At 43.5% G+C, this 14312-nt stretch carries 12 protein-coding genes; 8 read left to right on the top strand and 4 right to left on the bottom strand.

Going from position 1 to position 14312, the window contains the following annotated elements; all coding sequences use genetic code 11:
- Nucleotides 1–13: 13 nt before the first annotated feature.
- Nucleotides 14–2029, top strand: coding sequence for a bifunctional diguanylate cyclase/phosphodiesterase (locus ACWNM1_RS00605; protein ID WP_449599148.1), 2016 nt, complete (start codon nt 14–16; stop codon nt 2027–2029).
- A gap of 98 nt (nt 2030–2127) precedes the next feature.
- Here the strand turns inward: ACWNM1_RS00605 and ACWNM1_RS00600 are convergent, their stop codons facing one another.
- Complete coding sequence (locus ACWNM1_RS00600) at nt 2128–3822, bottom strand: methyl-accepting chemotaxis protein (RefSeq protein WP_449599147.1); 1695 nt, start codon at nt 3820–3822, stop codon at nt 2128–2130.
- A gap of 247 nt (nt 3823–4069) precedes the next feature.
- Between ACWNM1_RS00600 and ACWNM1_RS00595 the strand changes: the two genes are divergently transcribed.
- Nucleotides 4070–4501, top strand: coding sequence for a MarR family winged helix-turn-helix transcriptional regulator (locus ACWNM1_RS00595; RefSeq protein ID WP_339267683.1), 432 nt, complete (start codon nt 4070–4072; stop codon nt 4499–4501).
- Nucleotides 4502–4589: 88 nt separating this feature from the next.
- Here the strand turns inward: ACWNM1_RS00595 and ACWNM1_RS00590 are convergent, their stop codons facing one another.
- A complete protein-coding gene (locus tag ACWNM1_RS00590; protein ID WP_449599145.1) occupies nt 4590–6449 on the bottom strand; it encodes an LTA synthase family protein in 1860 nt (619 codons plus the stop codon).
- A 283-nt stretch (nt 6450–6732) separates the two neighbouring features.
- On the opposite strand from ACWNM1_RS00590, the gene ACWNM1_RS00585 reads away from it, so the two are divergent.
- Nucleotides 6733–9039, top strand: a complete 2307-nt coding sequence (locus ACWNM1_RS00585; RefSeq protein WP_449599144.1) for a helicase C-terminal domain-containing protein — start codon at nt 6733–6735, stop codon at nt 9037–9039.
- A 53-nt stretch (nt 9040–9092) separates the two neighbouring features.
- Nucleotides 9093–10061 (top strand): Gfo/Idh/MocA family protein, encoded by a 969-nt coding sequence (locus tag ACWNM1_RS00580; RefSeq protein ID WP_449599142.1) that lies wholly within the window; start codon nt 9093–9095, stop codon nt 10059–10061.
- Nucleotides 10062–10136: 75 nt separating this feature from the next.
- Here ACWNM1_RS00580 and ACWNM1_RS00575 read toward each other — a convergent pair whose 3' ends face one another.
- Together ACWNM1_RS00575 and ACWNM1_RS00570 are read right to left on the bottom strand one after the other, a co-directional pair.
- Nucleotides 10137–10820 carry a CidB/LrgB family autolysis modulator gene (locus tag ACWNM1_RS00575; protein ID WP_042192587.1) on the bottom strand — a complete coding sequence of 228 codons (684 nt, stop codon included), beginning with the start codon at nt 10818–10820 and terminating at the stop codon, nt 10137–10139.
- A complete protein-coding gene (locus ACWNM1_RS00570) occupies nt 10814–11188 on the bottom strand; it encodes a CidA/LrgA family protein (RefSeq protein ID WP_042192585.1) in 375 nt (124 codons plus the stop codon). The genes ACWNM1_RS00575 and ACWNM1_RS00570 overlap by 7 nt, the downstream gene beginning before the upstream one ends.
- A gap of 112 nt (nt 11189–11300) precedes the next feature.
- Between ACWNM1_RS00570 and cidR the strand changes: the two genes are divergently transcribed.
- From cidR to ACWNM1_RS00550, 4 genes are all read left to right on the top strand, one after another.
- Nucleotides 11301–12215, top strand: a complete 915-nt coding sequence (gene cidR, locus ACWNM1_RS00565) for a cidABC operon transcriptional activator CidR (RefSeq protein WP_449599140.1) — start codon at nt 11301–11303, stop codon at nt 12213–12215.
- Between the two features lie 129 nt (nt 12216–12344).
- Nucleotides 12345–12584: an aspartyl-phosphate phosphatase Spo0E family protein gene (locus ACWNM1_RS00560; RefSeq protein WP_256989909.1), complete on the top strand. Its 240-nt coding sequence runs from the start codon at nt 12345–12347 to the stop codon at nt 12582–12584.
- 196 nt (nt 12585–12780) lie between these two features.
- On the top strand, nt 12781–14178 hold the full coding sequence (locus tag ACWNM1_RS00555) for a DNA-binding protein (RefSeq protein WP_449599138.1): 1398 nt from the start codon (nt 12781–12783) through the stop codon (nt 14176–14178).
- Nucleotides 14132–14257 carry a hypothetical protein gene (locus ACWNM1_RS00550; RefSeq protein WP_256716182.1) on the top strand — a complete coding sequence of 42 codons (126 nt, stop codon included), beginning with the start codon at nt 14132–14134 and terminating at the stop codon, nt 14255–14257. The genes ACWNM1_RS00555 and ACWNM1_RS00550 overlap by 47 nt, the downstream gene beginning before the upstream one ends.
- The last annotated feature ends 55 nt before the right edge of the window (nt 14258–14312 follow it).

The following is a 14312-nucleotide window of genomic DNA, read 5'->3' as shown; positions in this document are numbered from 1 at the left end:
AAGAGGTTAACTAATGGATAAAATGGGAATCCACTTTAATGTTTGGATTGTTTTACTATCATTTGTACTAGCGGCGACAGTTACTTATTCTGCACTAAATCTGATTTCGCAAGTTTCGCGTTCTACTGGCAAAATCCGACGTCTGTGGTTGATCTCGGGAGCTTGTGTGTTAGGCTGCGGTATTTGGGCAATACATTATGTTGGGATAATGGCGAATCGCTTTCCGGCGGAGGTCAATTATTATCCAGGCAGGTCTATAATATCACTATTAGTTGGTGTGTTATTCTGCTATTTGGCATTCCGGATCACATCTGCTCCTCAGTTAAAGATGTGGAATTTAGTAGTAGGTGGTATTCTCTTGGGAAGCGGCTTTTCGGCTATGCATTATATCGGAATGTCTTCTATGAAGATTGCGACGAGGATTCATTATGATATATGGATTCAAGCCGTTGTTGTAATTCTGGTTTTGGTTTCGTCTTATATCGGATTATTGATGTTTCAAAAGTTTAAAGAATGCGCAGGGTTTCAGCGATGGAAGCTATACTCGGCGTTGTTTATCGGATTTTCAGTTACCGGATTGCATTACACAAGTGTAAAGGCTTGTCATTTTGAATATAACAACTTACCTGGAAGCAAACCTTTTTTTGTAGAGACTGATGTTATACTGTTAATGGCATTTTCGCTGGCAGCGCTATTTATGCTCGCAGTTTCTGCTGGCGCCGTATTTCTGGATCGCCATGTGCTTGAACGAATGGCTTATCAAGATCCACTAACAGAGCTGCCGAATCGACATGGACTAGAACGCTATTTTAAAGATGAATTTTTTGAAAGTAGATCTGGTGCTGTTTTTATTGTAGATCTAGATCGCTTTAAGTCGATTAATGATACGCTGGGACATGATATAGGTGATATGTTACTACAGGAGGTCGCTGTTAGATTAATTCGTTCTGTAGGGGATAAAGGAAAGATCTTCCGTTTAGGCGGTGACGAATTCCTGATTGCTCTTCCAGATTGCACGCTGGAGGGTGCACAGGAAGAAGCAGGGCATATTATGCATGAACTTAAGGAATTCTATCGTATTCAGGGCAATGAGCTATATGTTACTGCAAGTGTTGGAATCAGTATGACTCCTATGCATGGGACTGATCGTTCAGCACTAATGAAGGCTGCGGATACGGCTCTTTATACCTCTAAGGATTCAGGTAAGAATAAATGCAGTGTGTTCGACCAGGAAGTAAATCGCCATCAGTTACGGCGGATGTCGCTAGAGAAGGATCTTCGAAAAGCTTTGGCTCGTTCTGAGTTTATGGTTGTGTATCAGCCGAAATGGGATTCTTATATGAATGTTACGGTGGGTCTTGAAGCGCTGCTGCGCTGGAGACACCCAGAGCATGGGATCATTTCGCCAGCGGAATTCATTCCTATTGCAGAGGAGACTGGACTGATCGTTCCGATTACCTATTGGATGCTGCATGATGTGTGTAGCCAGAACAGGTTCTGGCATAAGGAAGAGATAGCTAACGTACCGGTCTCTATTAATATGTCCGCACGGATGTTTGAGGATGGGAGTCTATACGATGTTGTAGCGGAAGCACTCACATGTGCAGAATTAGAGCCACACTTTCTCGAACTGGAGATTACAGAGTCCATTGCGATGCATAACATGAAAGAGACGGTTGCACAGCTGTCTAGACTTCGAATGCTTGGGGTAAGAGTATCGCTGGATGACTTTGGGACAGGCTTCTCCTCCCTTGGTAATTTGGATGAAATCCCAGTGAACACACTCAAGATTGACCAAGTATTTATTCGTAACAGCAAGATGCACTCCAAGAAAGCTATTATCAGCAATATTATTGCGATTGCGACTCATCTTAATATGGAAGTCGTAGCGGAAGGTGTGGAGACACCAGAGCAGATTGAATTGCTCAAATCACTGGGTTGTAGAGTCATGCAGGGTTATTATTACGGTCGGCCGATGCCTGTACATGAGCTGGGTGAGTGGTTTATAGCGAATACGGCAGCGTCGTAATCTCAATACATAGAAGAGGGGCTAGCGACCAAGCAGAATTTCTCTGCTTGGTCGCTAGCCCCTTTAAGTTTAAGAACTTACATGGAGAATAAGAAGAATTATACTTTGAAACGTTCAATTAGAATCTGTAGCTTCTCAGCTAGCGAGGACAGGAAACCTGCAGCTGACTCCACTTCTTCCATGGCTGCAAGCTGCTCTTGTGAGGAGGCGGATAATGTTTCCGCACCGCTTGCTGTCTGATTAGCGACGTCTACAATATTCTGTAGAGAAGTAACGAGACCATCGGAGATGGAGGCTAGCTCGCGGACTGTTCCGGAAATCTGCTGACTTTGTGAAGCCATCCCAGAGACAGACATCTCAATCTCGGAGAAGGATTGACCTGCCGTTACGATTAATTCCCGGCCTTGATCCATCTCTTCTGTAGAGCGCTTCATGGTTTCTCCTGCTTGGTCCATCTGATTTACGATGATGCTTACGAGTTGTCCGATTTGAGCAGCAGATTGGGCGGATCGCTCGGCAAGCTTGCGTACGGATTGAGCAACTACCGCAAAGCCTCTTCCCTCTTCTCCGGCTCTTGCAGCTTCAATGGCTGCATTCAGCGACAGCAGATTGGTTTCTTCTGCGATGCTCGCAATCGTACCCACAATATTCTCGATTTCCTTGGAGTAGCCGCCCAAGGTTTCAATAATGACAGCTAAATCAGTGATGCTGTCACTGACGATGCTCATCTGCTGTGTAGTAGAATCCATTGCTTCTCGACCTGTGCGAGCCTTTTCAGCGTTACTGGTAGCATTATTCATTGCGTTATCAGCATTTCCTGCAATCTCTGTAATGAAGTGTGACAAGTCTTGTATAGACTTATATCCACCCTCCAAATTTTGCAATTGTGTATTAGCTCCATCGGCAAGTTCAATCGAAACGTTGACACTGTACTCACCAGCACGGTTAGTTTCCTGTGCACTGGCAGAGAGCTCTTCGGATGAAGACGCCACCTGCATGGAGGTTTCATTAACTTCGGTAATGAGCATGCGCAAGCTCTGCGTCATGCCGTTGAAATTTCGAGCTAGTGTACCAATCTCATCCTTGCTGTTGAATGAAATAGGATCATGAGTAAGATCACCCTGTGCAACAAGATTTACGCCTCTGGATAGCTTCGTTAGTGGACTTACCATTCGGCGGATTAAGAGATATGCTGCCACAATAGCAATGACTAGAATGGAAGTCCCGATAATAAAAGGCTGAACAATGATGTCTCGGGTCCGTTCTTGTATTAATGGGCCATCGAAGTTAATAGCCATTAGAGCGACTATAGGCTTGGACGGATCATGATCCTGATAGATGGGGCCGTAACCCGTCTTAAGTGAGGTACCTTCGTATGTATAAACCTTGGAGTAGGCGGAATGCTTAGATGTAGTGATCAATTGCTTCTCTTCATCTGAGAAATAAAAAGTGTCGCCTGCTTTATAACCTCTTGCTTTGAAGCTTGAATCTGCGGCGAGGATCTTTCCGTCTAGCGATAAAATGAATGCCTCTTTAAAAATAGCCTTATGTGCCACAATCCAACCGATCCGGTCCTCGACAGCCTCCAGTTTGCTTTGATCTCCTGCAATTAATGCAGTAATGTCTGATGGGTCAATCAGCCCGGTTGTAATATTGGCGCATCCTACCAATTCGATACCTGCTGCTTCGTCTACTTGCTTGTAAGCAGTACGATATCCGAAGAACCCGATGGATGATCCAACAAGAAGTAACACGATGAACATCATCCAAGTTAATTTAGTTGCCAATTTCATTTTTTGCACCAACCTTGACAAATTATGTTTTCGGTGACAATCGCTCTCACTGCTACGATTATAGCGTATCGTTAAGCTTAGAACCTTACATAGAATATAGTATTTTTGTGTCGGATATTGTAAAATGGTGGAAGAAATATGGAAATAAACGTGATTATGAAATGTTTAGTAGACAAAAACATTGAATCCTAACCAGTTCTAGTGGTACGCTTGAGTTATTAAAAACGGATTGGGAGTTGAAACAAGGATGCCGCATCAATTAGATCCGTTAATAGAGCGTCTTGGATTATCCATGTGGAGAGTACAGCGTAAGATCATGTCTCAAAGGACTTTGCATAAAGAACTCGGACTTACCGTACCTCAGATGGGTCTGTTAAATATAGTAGCGAAAGAGAAAAAGTCGCGGGTGGTACAACTGGCGGAGTCTATGGAGGTCAAATCCAGTGCCATTACCGTGATGCTCGATCGCCTGGAAGCGCTGGGTTTTATTAAGCGTGAGACGGATGGGTCGGACCGGAGAGCGGTTGTGGTGACCATCACCGAGCAAGGTCAGCAAATACTTGAAGAAGGACATTTCCGTTCAAAACAGCTGCTTGCTGAGCATTTATCTATACTGAAGCCGGATGAGCTGCAAAAGTTTGCGGAGTACTACCGTATGATCGAGGATCAGGAACGGTAAATCTCTAGCTTTAGCTTATAGATACAGAAAGAAGGCCACCTTCTCCGGAGAGAAGGTGGCCTTCTTTGAAATATAGTAATGATAAGTTCTAAGGTTCAATTGTTTTGTCTGGCAGCTGCGCAATATAGCTATGGGAAAGCTGTAGAAGTCTCAATGCTCGGTTGTATTCATCCTCTGTAGCAGCCGGTGCTTTTCCATTATAAATAGGATATTGGGTATTATCTTCAAAGCTATTACCAGGAATAAGCAGTCCTGAGCTGGAAATGAAAGATCCGGAAGGTAAATAATATCTTTCTGGCAGCAAATTATAAGTCTGACTGAGTAGATCTTGACCGAAAACCAGGTTATTCTCTAATGAAATTCCTAGAAGACCAGCAGCAGTTGGCATAATATCCACTTCGCCGCCGACTTGCTCTAAGGTCTGTGGTGCTGTGCTGTCTCCTACATGAATGAGCAGAGGAATGTTTAACATATCCGCATAGGAATATTCATGACCATAAATTTCAGTCATTAATTGCTTATCATCATGATCGAGAGAATAAATAGGCAGTCCCATATGGTCTCCATAAATCATGATCACGCTGTTATCCCATACACCATTCGCTTTAAGCTCTTCTACGAAATGTCCGAAGGCATCATCCGCATAGTTCTGGGAACGGATATAGTCACCCACAAAAGTACCTTCGTAACGCTCTGGTAGCTTCATGCGGTATTTTTCCTCAGGGATTGTGAATGGATGATGCGCTGACATCGAAATGATCTGAGCGTAGAAGGGCTGACCCTCGTTGCTCATTTCTTTCAGTTTGTCGGCAGTTTTACTATAGAGCGTATCATCAGAGGCGCCAAAGAAGAAAACATCATCTTCACCAAAGAATGAGCGATCATAATAATGATCGAAGCCCAGTGAGTCATACAGCTCACCACGGTTCCAGAACTCTACGACATTGGTGTGGAAGGTTGCGGTCTGATACCCATTGTCTTTAAGCAAGCGTGGCAGACTTGGGAGCACCTTATCCACATAGGACATCGTTGCCGCACCACGTGGAGGGATGTAGGCGGATGTGTTCACTACGAATTCTGCATCCGACGTATTCCCTTGACCTACCATTTGATAGAAATTAGGGAAGTAAAGACTATCCTTCATTACCTTATTCAGGTTCGGTGTAATCTCTTGCCCGTCTAGCTCGAGACCCATCAAAAAGTTCTGGAAGGATTCCAATTGAATGATAATAAGATTTTTGCCTTTGGCTGTGCCATGAAGTGGAGAACTAACCGCAGTGTTAATCCCCTTCACTTTGTTGATGGCATCTTGTGTAATGTCACTTGATTGCACTAGCTCTGGTTCTTCTTTTGCAAAGATCGTATAGGCTTCATAGTTAAGAATACCCATCTCCTGAGCTTTCTTAATTTCGTTCATACTAGCCTTATTAGGTAAAATGTTGAACAAGCATAAACCAAGTGAGACTGCGAATAGAACACTATATTTTATTTTTCCGTTACGACGGTTGATATTCTCTTTTTTATAGACACGGCCTTTCTTATTAAAGAAGAAATAGCCTCCTAGGACAATTATATCTGTAAAGATTAATAGGTAGTAAGGATCCATCAGTGAGAATACGCTGTTGCTGACAGCTGTGACTTGATTCACCTGTTCCGCGGCATGGTAAGTTACAATGACACCATAATATTTAAAATACATAATGGCTGCGAAAAAGATGGCTGTTACTAATAAATTGACTGTCATGTAATATCCAAGCTTTCGTTTGGAGGCGAACCGCTCAATAATACAGAAGAGCGCCCAGGCAAAAGGGATTTCTGTCAGTAATGATTTCCAAGGCAGCACATCATCAAAAATGACGCCCCAAGCCAGAAATGCTTTTAGGATAAAAAGTATTGTGAAAAACACAAAAGGTTTAATGATCCAACGTTTAATATTAAAGGATGACACAGCTTCCCCCTCTTTCTACATGATAAAACGCCATTTCTCAAACAGGACGAAACAGCACCAAGACAAAATGACTCCATAGTAATAAAATTTATTATGCAGGGCTAGCAGAAGAAAGTCAAAAACCGAAAGCGTAAGTATAAGCTTTGTGGAGTGCGTAAAGTTAAAGACGCATAGGTGAAAGATGATGTTTATGCTATCCCATGGGGTTATACAGCGATTAAAGAACCGAAATAGACATTGGGAACAAAAAGGATATATGGCTAATTAAGGGAGGTGAGAATAGTTGGATCATACTGTAACCCTATCCGTTAGAACTCTCGTCGAGTATGTTTTTCGCAGCGGTAGCATTGAGCCTGGATTTCATGGTACTTCCTCTATGGTTGAAGGAACACGGATTCATCAGAAAATCCAAAAGCAATATAAGGAAGGTGACCGCAAGGAGGTCTATCTGAAAACAGAGATCCCTTATGGTAGCTTACTTTATATTGTAGATGGGCGCTGTGATGGACTGCTTGTTTCGGAGGATGGGAGCCTAACGGTCGAAGAAATCAAATCAACCTCCGGACTGCTGGATATGCTGGAAGAGGGACATGAGGTTCATTGGGCTCAGGCGCTGATGTACGCATATATGGTATCGCTGGAGCAGGAGCTTTCTTCTATTCAAGTAAAGCTTACCTATGTCCACCGGGCTACTGATGAGCAAAAAAGCTTGTACCGAACGTTGTCTTTAGATGAACTGATCTCATTTGTTAATGATACCGTAGCCAGATATGCTCCGTACGCTGAGATGATGGTTCGTCATGATGCTAAGAAAGAGCTGAGCCTTCGAGAGTTACAATTCCCGTTTCCTTCTTATCGAAAGGGACAACGGCATTTTGCCGGAGCGGTGTACAAATCCATCTTAGAAAAGGTCAGTCTGTTCGCTCAGGCGCCCACAGGCATCGGGAAAACAATGTCGACGCTGTTCCCGGTCCTTAAAGCAATGGGCGAAGGACAAGCTAAAGGATTGTTCTATTTAACGGCTAAGACGGTTACCCGTTTTGCCGCGCAGGAAGCAATCTCGCTACTGCTGACGCAGGGACTTCAACTGCACGTCATCACACTTACTGCTAAAGAGAAGACCTGTTTTCATGATGAAGGGATTTGCGGTAAGGATTCCTGTCCCTATGCGGAAGGCTATTATGATCGGATTAATGATGCGGTAATGGATCTGTTAGAGCATGAGACACTGATGAGCAGAGACACCCTAGCACTGTATGCTCACAAACATAAAGTGTGCCCGTTTGAGTTCTCGCTGGATGCAGCCTATGCCTGTGATGCGGTGATCTGCGATTACAATTATATATATGATCCTCGGATCAGCCTGAAACGGCTAACAGAGGAGAGAAAGAGAGAAACGGTGCTTCTGGTAGATGAAGCACATAATCTGGTAGACCGGGGGCGAGAGATGTTCTCTGCCTCTTTGCTGAAGGCCCCCTTTCTAGAAATCCAACGTCAGTATAAGGAAGTAAACCGTAATTTGAGTGCTGCAGCTAAATCGGTGAATGCTTTTTTCATCTCCCTTCGCAAAATTTGTAATGAAGAGGGGCAAGGGCAGTGGGCTTCGTTCCCTGAGGAGCTGCCAGCCTTGCTTGAGATATTTTCTTTAGAGGCGGAACAGGAACTTATTCACCCGAGCGCCAGCATTGTTCCTCAGAATGGAGAAGGAGAGAATGTTCTTCTGGATACCTATTTTGCAGTTCAAGGGATGCTTCGCACCATTAAGACCTATGATGAACGCTACATAACCTATGCTGAGGTTCGGCGCGGTGATGTTTACTTGAAGTTATTTAATTTGGATCCATCGCATTTGCTGGGGCAAATGTCTAAGAGCTTTCGAAGCCAGATTCTGTTCTCTGCTACGCTTTCTCCATTATCGTACTATCGGGATATGATTGGTGCGGTGGAGGAAGATTACGGTTTAACGGTCTCATCCCCTTTTCAGAAGGAGCAATGGGAAGTGACTGTGCTGCCTGTCTCCACACGTTATCATGACCGGGAAGCTTCCCTATTCCCGTTAACTCAGGCATTGAATCAAATGGTTTCAAAGAAGGGCAATTATCTGGTGTTTTTCCCTTCATATCTCTATTTACAAAACGTATATCAGGCCTTTACGGAGAATTACCCCGAAGTACGGACTTTGATGCAGGATACAGGCATGAGTGAGCAGGCTAGAGAAAGTTTTTTAGCTTCATTTAGTCCAGAGAATGACGAGACGCTGTTAGGATTTGCTGTACTCGGAGGGATCTTTTCGGAGGGTGTAGATCTGCCAGGAGACCGTCTCAACGGGGTAATGGTTGTTGGAGTTGGCCTACCACAGCTCGGCCTTGAGCGTAATCTGCTGCGTCAGTATTTTAATGCCAGAGGTAAAAACGGCTTTGATTATGCTTATGTCTACCCGGGAATGTGCAAGGTATTGCAAGCTGGAGGCAGGCTGATTCGAAGTGAGACAGATACAGGCATTATAGTGCTTGCGGATGATCGCTTTTTGCAGAGTCCTTATAAGCATTTGCTTCCCGAAGAATGGAGAGATTATCTTATCCGCTCATAAGAGGGTATAATCTATGAAAAGGTATTCATAATCAATCGGCAGGAGGAAAAACAATGACATTAAAAGTGGGTATTGTGGGTACTGGCTGGTTCTCTAAGGTACATGCTGATTTACTAGCAGGGATGGATAATGTCCGTTTGCAGGCGGTCTGCGGAAGCAGTAAGGCTAAAGGCGAAGATATGGCACGTCCATACGATGCTGCTGGATATGGTGATATTACGGAGATGCTGGATGCGGAGAAGCTCGATGCTGTTTATATTTGTGTGCCTCCACAATCTCATGGTGCGATCGAACGATCATTAATCAAGAGGGATATTCCCTTTTTTATAGAAAAACCGCTTAGTATGACTACTGAAATTCCCGCAAGCCTACTTCAGTATATCAAAGAACATAATTTGTTAACCTCGGTAGGATATCATTTCCGCTATCAGGAGAACATTAAACGTCTGAAAGAAACTTTGCGTGGTGACAAGGTCGGTATGGTTATGGGGCAATGGATGGGCGGCATGCCAGGCGTAGCTTGGTGGCGTGATCAGAAGCAATCCGGAGGACAATTCACAGAGCAGACTACACATATCGTTGATTTGGTGCGCTATCTAGCCGGAGAAGTAAAGGAAGTTTACGGCATGTTCGGAAACCGGATTATGCATGAGCAGCATGAAGGTGTGAGCGTGGCAGATGTAGGTACCGTATCCCTGAAGCTTGAAAATGGAATTATTGCTAATATTTCAAATACATGCGTTTTACCTGATGAGGTGGATAGTGTAGGTCTTAGCTTCTATAATGATCGGGGACTTTTGGACTGGAACCCGGATCGTCTCTTGGAAGTGCGAAGCGGCAATAGCACCGAATTTGCGAATACAGGGAACCCATATTTAGTAGAAAGTGAAGCCTTCATACATGCTGTACGGACGGGGGATCGCTCGCGCATTTTATGCGATTATGAGGATGGATACAATACCCTCAAAGTCACCTGTGCGGCCTATGATTCAGCGCAAAGCGGATTGCCTGTTAAGTTCTAAGGTTCAATTCATAAAAAAAGGACATGCTACTTTAGATGTACTAAAGAGACATGCCCTTGGCCCAAGCTGGTTAGCCTAGTGGAGGAATATTGCGAGCAAAGCTGGCGCCACACCTATAGATAACAGCGCGGACAGAATCATCGCAATACTGGAGATGGTTCCGGTCAGTGAACTAAGCTCGAAGGCTTTGGATGTTCCTGTACCATGTGCAGCGGTTCCCAGCGATACACCGCGCGCAATTTCATTCTCAATGCGGAAGATGCGAAGTACAGTAGGGCCCATCATTGTACCAAGTATCCCGGTAATAATGACAAAGACTGCCGTAATACTCGGTACACCGCCGATACTTTGCGAGATGCTCATAGCGATCGGTGTAGTTACCGAACGCGGGACCAGACTAGCTGCCAGATCGCCGCTAACATGCAGCCATTTGGCGAGCAGAATGGAAGAGATCACCGCAACTATCGTCCCTGATAGCACGCCTGCCGCAATTTCGGCGGCGTGCTTTTTGAGTACCTTGAAGTTCTTATGCAAAGGGATGGCAAAGGCCATGGTTGCTGGTTGCAGCAAATCCGTCAGCCATTTTCCTCCCGCATTGTATGAGTCATAAGTAATGCCTGTTATAAGCAGAAAGATGATCATAATCACTGGTGTGATGATTAATGGAGAGGTGTAGACTTTACCAGTAGAAGCATAGATACGTTTCGCGAGTAAATACACCGCGACCGTGAGGCCAAAGAATAGCAGAGCGTTTAACATGATTCTTTCCGCTCCTTCGCTTTATAAATTCTACTGGTAAGTAATCCGGAACTAGCCATTACAACAAATGTGCCTAAGACGACAACGGCAAGAATGCGTAATCCATCCGTTTCCAGAATATTAGCGTATTTCATTACACCTATAGCAGATGGAATGAAGAACAGTAGGAGCTCGGCGAGTAGCCAAGAAGCACCAACCTCTACCCAATTCAGACGAATGACACCGAACTCAAGCAGGAGAAACAATATAATCATTCCGAGTATGCTTCCGGGAATAGGAATATGCAATAATGGGGTCACAGCATTGATAAGTAAAGAGAATAACATAAGTCCCGCTACCTGCAGCAAGCCTATAACAATCTTTTTCATAAGGCTTCGCTCCTTTCATGATAATGAAAGTTTACATCAATTGTTTTCATAGGTAAAATGAATAGATCGAATAAATGACATTCCTTTTATCTATGTATCGGGGGGCACATAAATGGATATCCGACAATTAGAATATTTCGTTCAAGCGGCACGAATGAAAAGCTTTACCAGAGCTGCTGAATCATTATATATAACACAGCCCACGATCAGCAAAATGATTCGGAATATGGAGGTCGAACTGGAGGCAGACTTGTTCTACCGTGAAGGGAAGAGTGTAAGGCTTACAGACGCAGGGGAAATTTTGTTCACCAAAGCGCAAAATATCGTGGAGTCTTTCGCTAGCTTGTCTTCCGAACTGGATAACTTACGGAATCTGGAGCAGGGCCACATCCGCATCGGCTTGCCTCCAATGGTAGGAGCGAGCTTTTTTCCATCGGTGATTGGTCAATTTCATAAACGTTATCCGCAGGTTACGATTCGTCTTCATGAGGATGGGGCCAAAAAAGTGGAGGAAGATGTAGAAACGGGACTGCTGGACATTGGAATGGTCGTATTGCCTGTAGATACAGCCAAACTTCATTGTTTTACCTTTGTTGAAGAGAAGCTGAATCTTATTTTGCCTATGGGACATCGGCTGGCCGAGGCAGAGCTTGTTCCGCTAAGTGAGCTGGCAGAAGAGGAGTTCGTGCTATTTCGAGAGGATTTCACGCTGCATGATCGGATCATTACGGAATGTGTAAAAGCTGGATTTCAGCCAAAGGTTATATATGAGAGTTCACAATGGGACTTAATCAGCAAAATGGTCGCCGCGGGAATGGGAATCGCATTATTGCCGGAAACCATTTGCCGCGACATGGACCGCTCACGATTGGTAGTTATTCCTTTGACAGATCCGGTAATCCCTTGGCAGCTCGCTATGGCGTGGCGTAGAGACCGTTATTTATCATTTGCAGCACGGGAATGGATTTCTTTTGCAAAGGGTCTATTGAGAGAACAGTACCCAAATGAGCTTCCCCACGGCCTATAGAGCATCCCAAATAATAACTATTTTATTTTTTGTGGATGTTCTGCAAATTTTTCTTTTTTTTTGAAAATATGTTTTTTGGTATCATGGATTATGATAGGAGGAGATGTTGATAGAGAGAAGGAGAGAGTTGTGACACTATATCAAGGTTCTTCCGAGAAAGCTTATAGAAGAGACTACAGAGAAGATGAGCTGTTTGTGACTATAGAGAGCCTTAGATGCGAATTGCTGGAAGTTGCGGAGAAACGGAGTCTTAGTGACCATGCTGTCCTAGAGCTAAGCGAGCGATTGGACGGTTATATTTTGCTGGCACAACATAAGATGATGGAGAACTTGCGCAGTCGCAAGGCGAGTGCAACAGCTTACTGCTGAAGCTCAAAAGCCGCTATTACAATAAATTAAACTTCGAAACATCCATAGAATTACACTATTACGAAGATCCAACCGATAAAGAGGAGAGAAATACGCTCCTCTTTTTGTCGTACAATCTATTGGTTGTACAATCCATAACTTTCACCTATAATGTCAATTAATAGAATCTTTTCAAGTCAAACTTTGGGGGTGCCGAGTGGAGGGAAAGTTAACAACTATACGCTCAGAAATTGAGAAAAATCTGTCCCGCTCCGGCCATAATCTCGCCTCATTTTCAAAAATATGTGGCCTGAATCGTGGAAGTCTCAGTGCAATTTTGCACGGGAATCCGCCGAAGCCTATGTCCCTGGGACAAATAGATGCAATCATTAAAGCCTTTGGATTTCCTGACGGTTGGTTGTATCCTTTATATATTGATGAATGCTTTAATGAGGAGAAGGTCTCACGCCGCAGGGTAGAGCCTTTTTTAATACGTTGCGCTGAATTGGGCAAACAAAATTGCGTTGATGAAACTATAGGTAGGATATTGGAGTGTACAAAGCCGCTGGATATCATTTATTCAGTTGCTGATAAGTTATTCAATAAAGGGAAAATTCAGGAGTCTTTGTTTTTTTATAAAATTGTAATAGAGAATGAGTCTGATAGTTACTGTGAACGTCTTGCGATCAGTCATTATCGTATTTTTAAATTTTTGCAAACATTTGATATGGAAGAGAAACTACGTGCAGTGATTAGTTTTAGTCCATTCAGGGGCCGTCTTCCAGAGAATTTGCAATTGGATGGTTTATTAATGCTGACGCAGTTATGTTTCGCTCTTCGAAGATGGGAAGAAATGGAAGTGTATGCTGATGAGTTGAGAGCTTTAGCCAATGCTGTTTACCGCCAAGAGCTACGTCGTAGTGAAGACAGACGAAGAGAAGCGCTTTGTACAGAGCGTCCGCTGGTTGTCTATTATGGACATGGTTATTTACTCAAAGCGATTTCGTTGTCAAAGCAAGGTCGATATGAAGAGGCTAAGAAATATACTGCTGGTTACGCAGACCTCAGCTGGTTCGAAATGTTGGATGAAGTAGGTCACCAAGCCGTAGAACAGTTCCGATTATTTGCAACCGGAAATAGCTTTACACTGGAGATGCTGGAAGGCAATGTTGAAGTTATACCAGCTTATGTAGCCTTTTTAGCTGATCATCCCGGAGAGATACTACCAGGACTCATTATTATTATGGAATCAGCTAATCGTTTCGGATTTTCTGTAGACAATGTGCTTACACGCTTCTCACGGGAAATGCTGCGATTTGAGCAGTTTGAAGATCCCATTAATATCGATCGATTATACCGGTTGTACTATCAAGTAGCTATATATCAAATAAGAAACAAACAATATATTATAGGTGTGGAATATATTATTCAGTCTTTAGAGTTATCTATTAAGACGAATAATGGAATAGACTTCATAAAATGTGTAACTTTATTTGAGACCAACAGGGACTATGCAACTCAGATTCAGCAGGACAAATACAGGAATTTAATAAGGGAGGTGAGAAAAGATGAAAAAATCACTATTGATGATGGCAGGCATTTTAGTATTGTTTAGCTTCATCATTATTGGTCAACCGACATTGGGAGGCGGCAATGGAGGAATGACGACCTATGAACACGGAGCGGGATTCTAATATTAAAGGTATGTTGGACATTTTAATATATAGTTACATATCCGATTTTTTTAAC

The organism is Paenibacillus sp. Marseille-Q9583 (assembly GCF_976954365.1).
Note: the sequence above shows the minus strand (reverse complement) of the source record. Positions and strands in the feature narration are given on the sequence as shown.

Excerpts from the sequence above, each read along its gene's own strand:
- ACWNM1_RS00600 (WP_449599147.1), bottom strand. The coding sequence starts at position 3,822 with ATGAAATTGGCAACTAAATTAACTTGGATGATGTTCATCGTGTTACTT.
- ACWNM1_RS00605 (WP_449599148.1), top strand. The coding sequence starts at position 14 with ATGGATAAAATGGGAATCCACTTTAATGTTTGGATTGTTTTACTATCA.
- ACWNM1_RS00550 (WP_256716182.1), top strand. The coding sequence starts at position 14,132 with ATGAAAAAATCACTATTGATGATGGCAGGCATTTTAGTATTGTTTAGC.
- ACWNM1_RS00570 (WP_042192585.1), bottom strand. The coding sequence starts at position 11,188 with ATGAAAAAGATTGTTATAGGCTTGCTGCAGGTAGCGGGACTTATGTTA.
- ACWNM1_RS00580 (WP_449599142.1), top strand. The coding sequence starts at position 9,093 with ATGACATTAAAAGTGGGTATTGTGGGTACTGGCTGGTTCTCTAAGGTA.
- ACWNM1_RS00595 (WP_339267683.1), top strand. The coding sequence starts at position 4,070 with ATGCCGCATCAATTAGATCCGTTAATAGAGCGTCTTGGATTATCCATG.
- ACWNM1_RS00575 (WP_042192587.1), bottom strand. The coding sequence starts at position 10,820 with ATGTTAAACGCTCTGCTATTCTTTGGCCTCACGGTCGCGGTGTATTTA.
- cidR (WP_449599140.1), top strand. The coding sequence starts at position 11,301 with ATGGATATCCGACAATTAGAATATTTCGTTCAAGCGGCACGAATGAAA.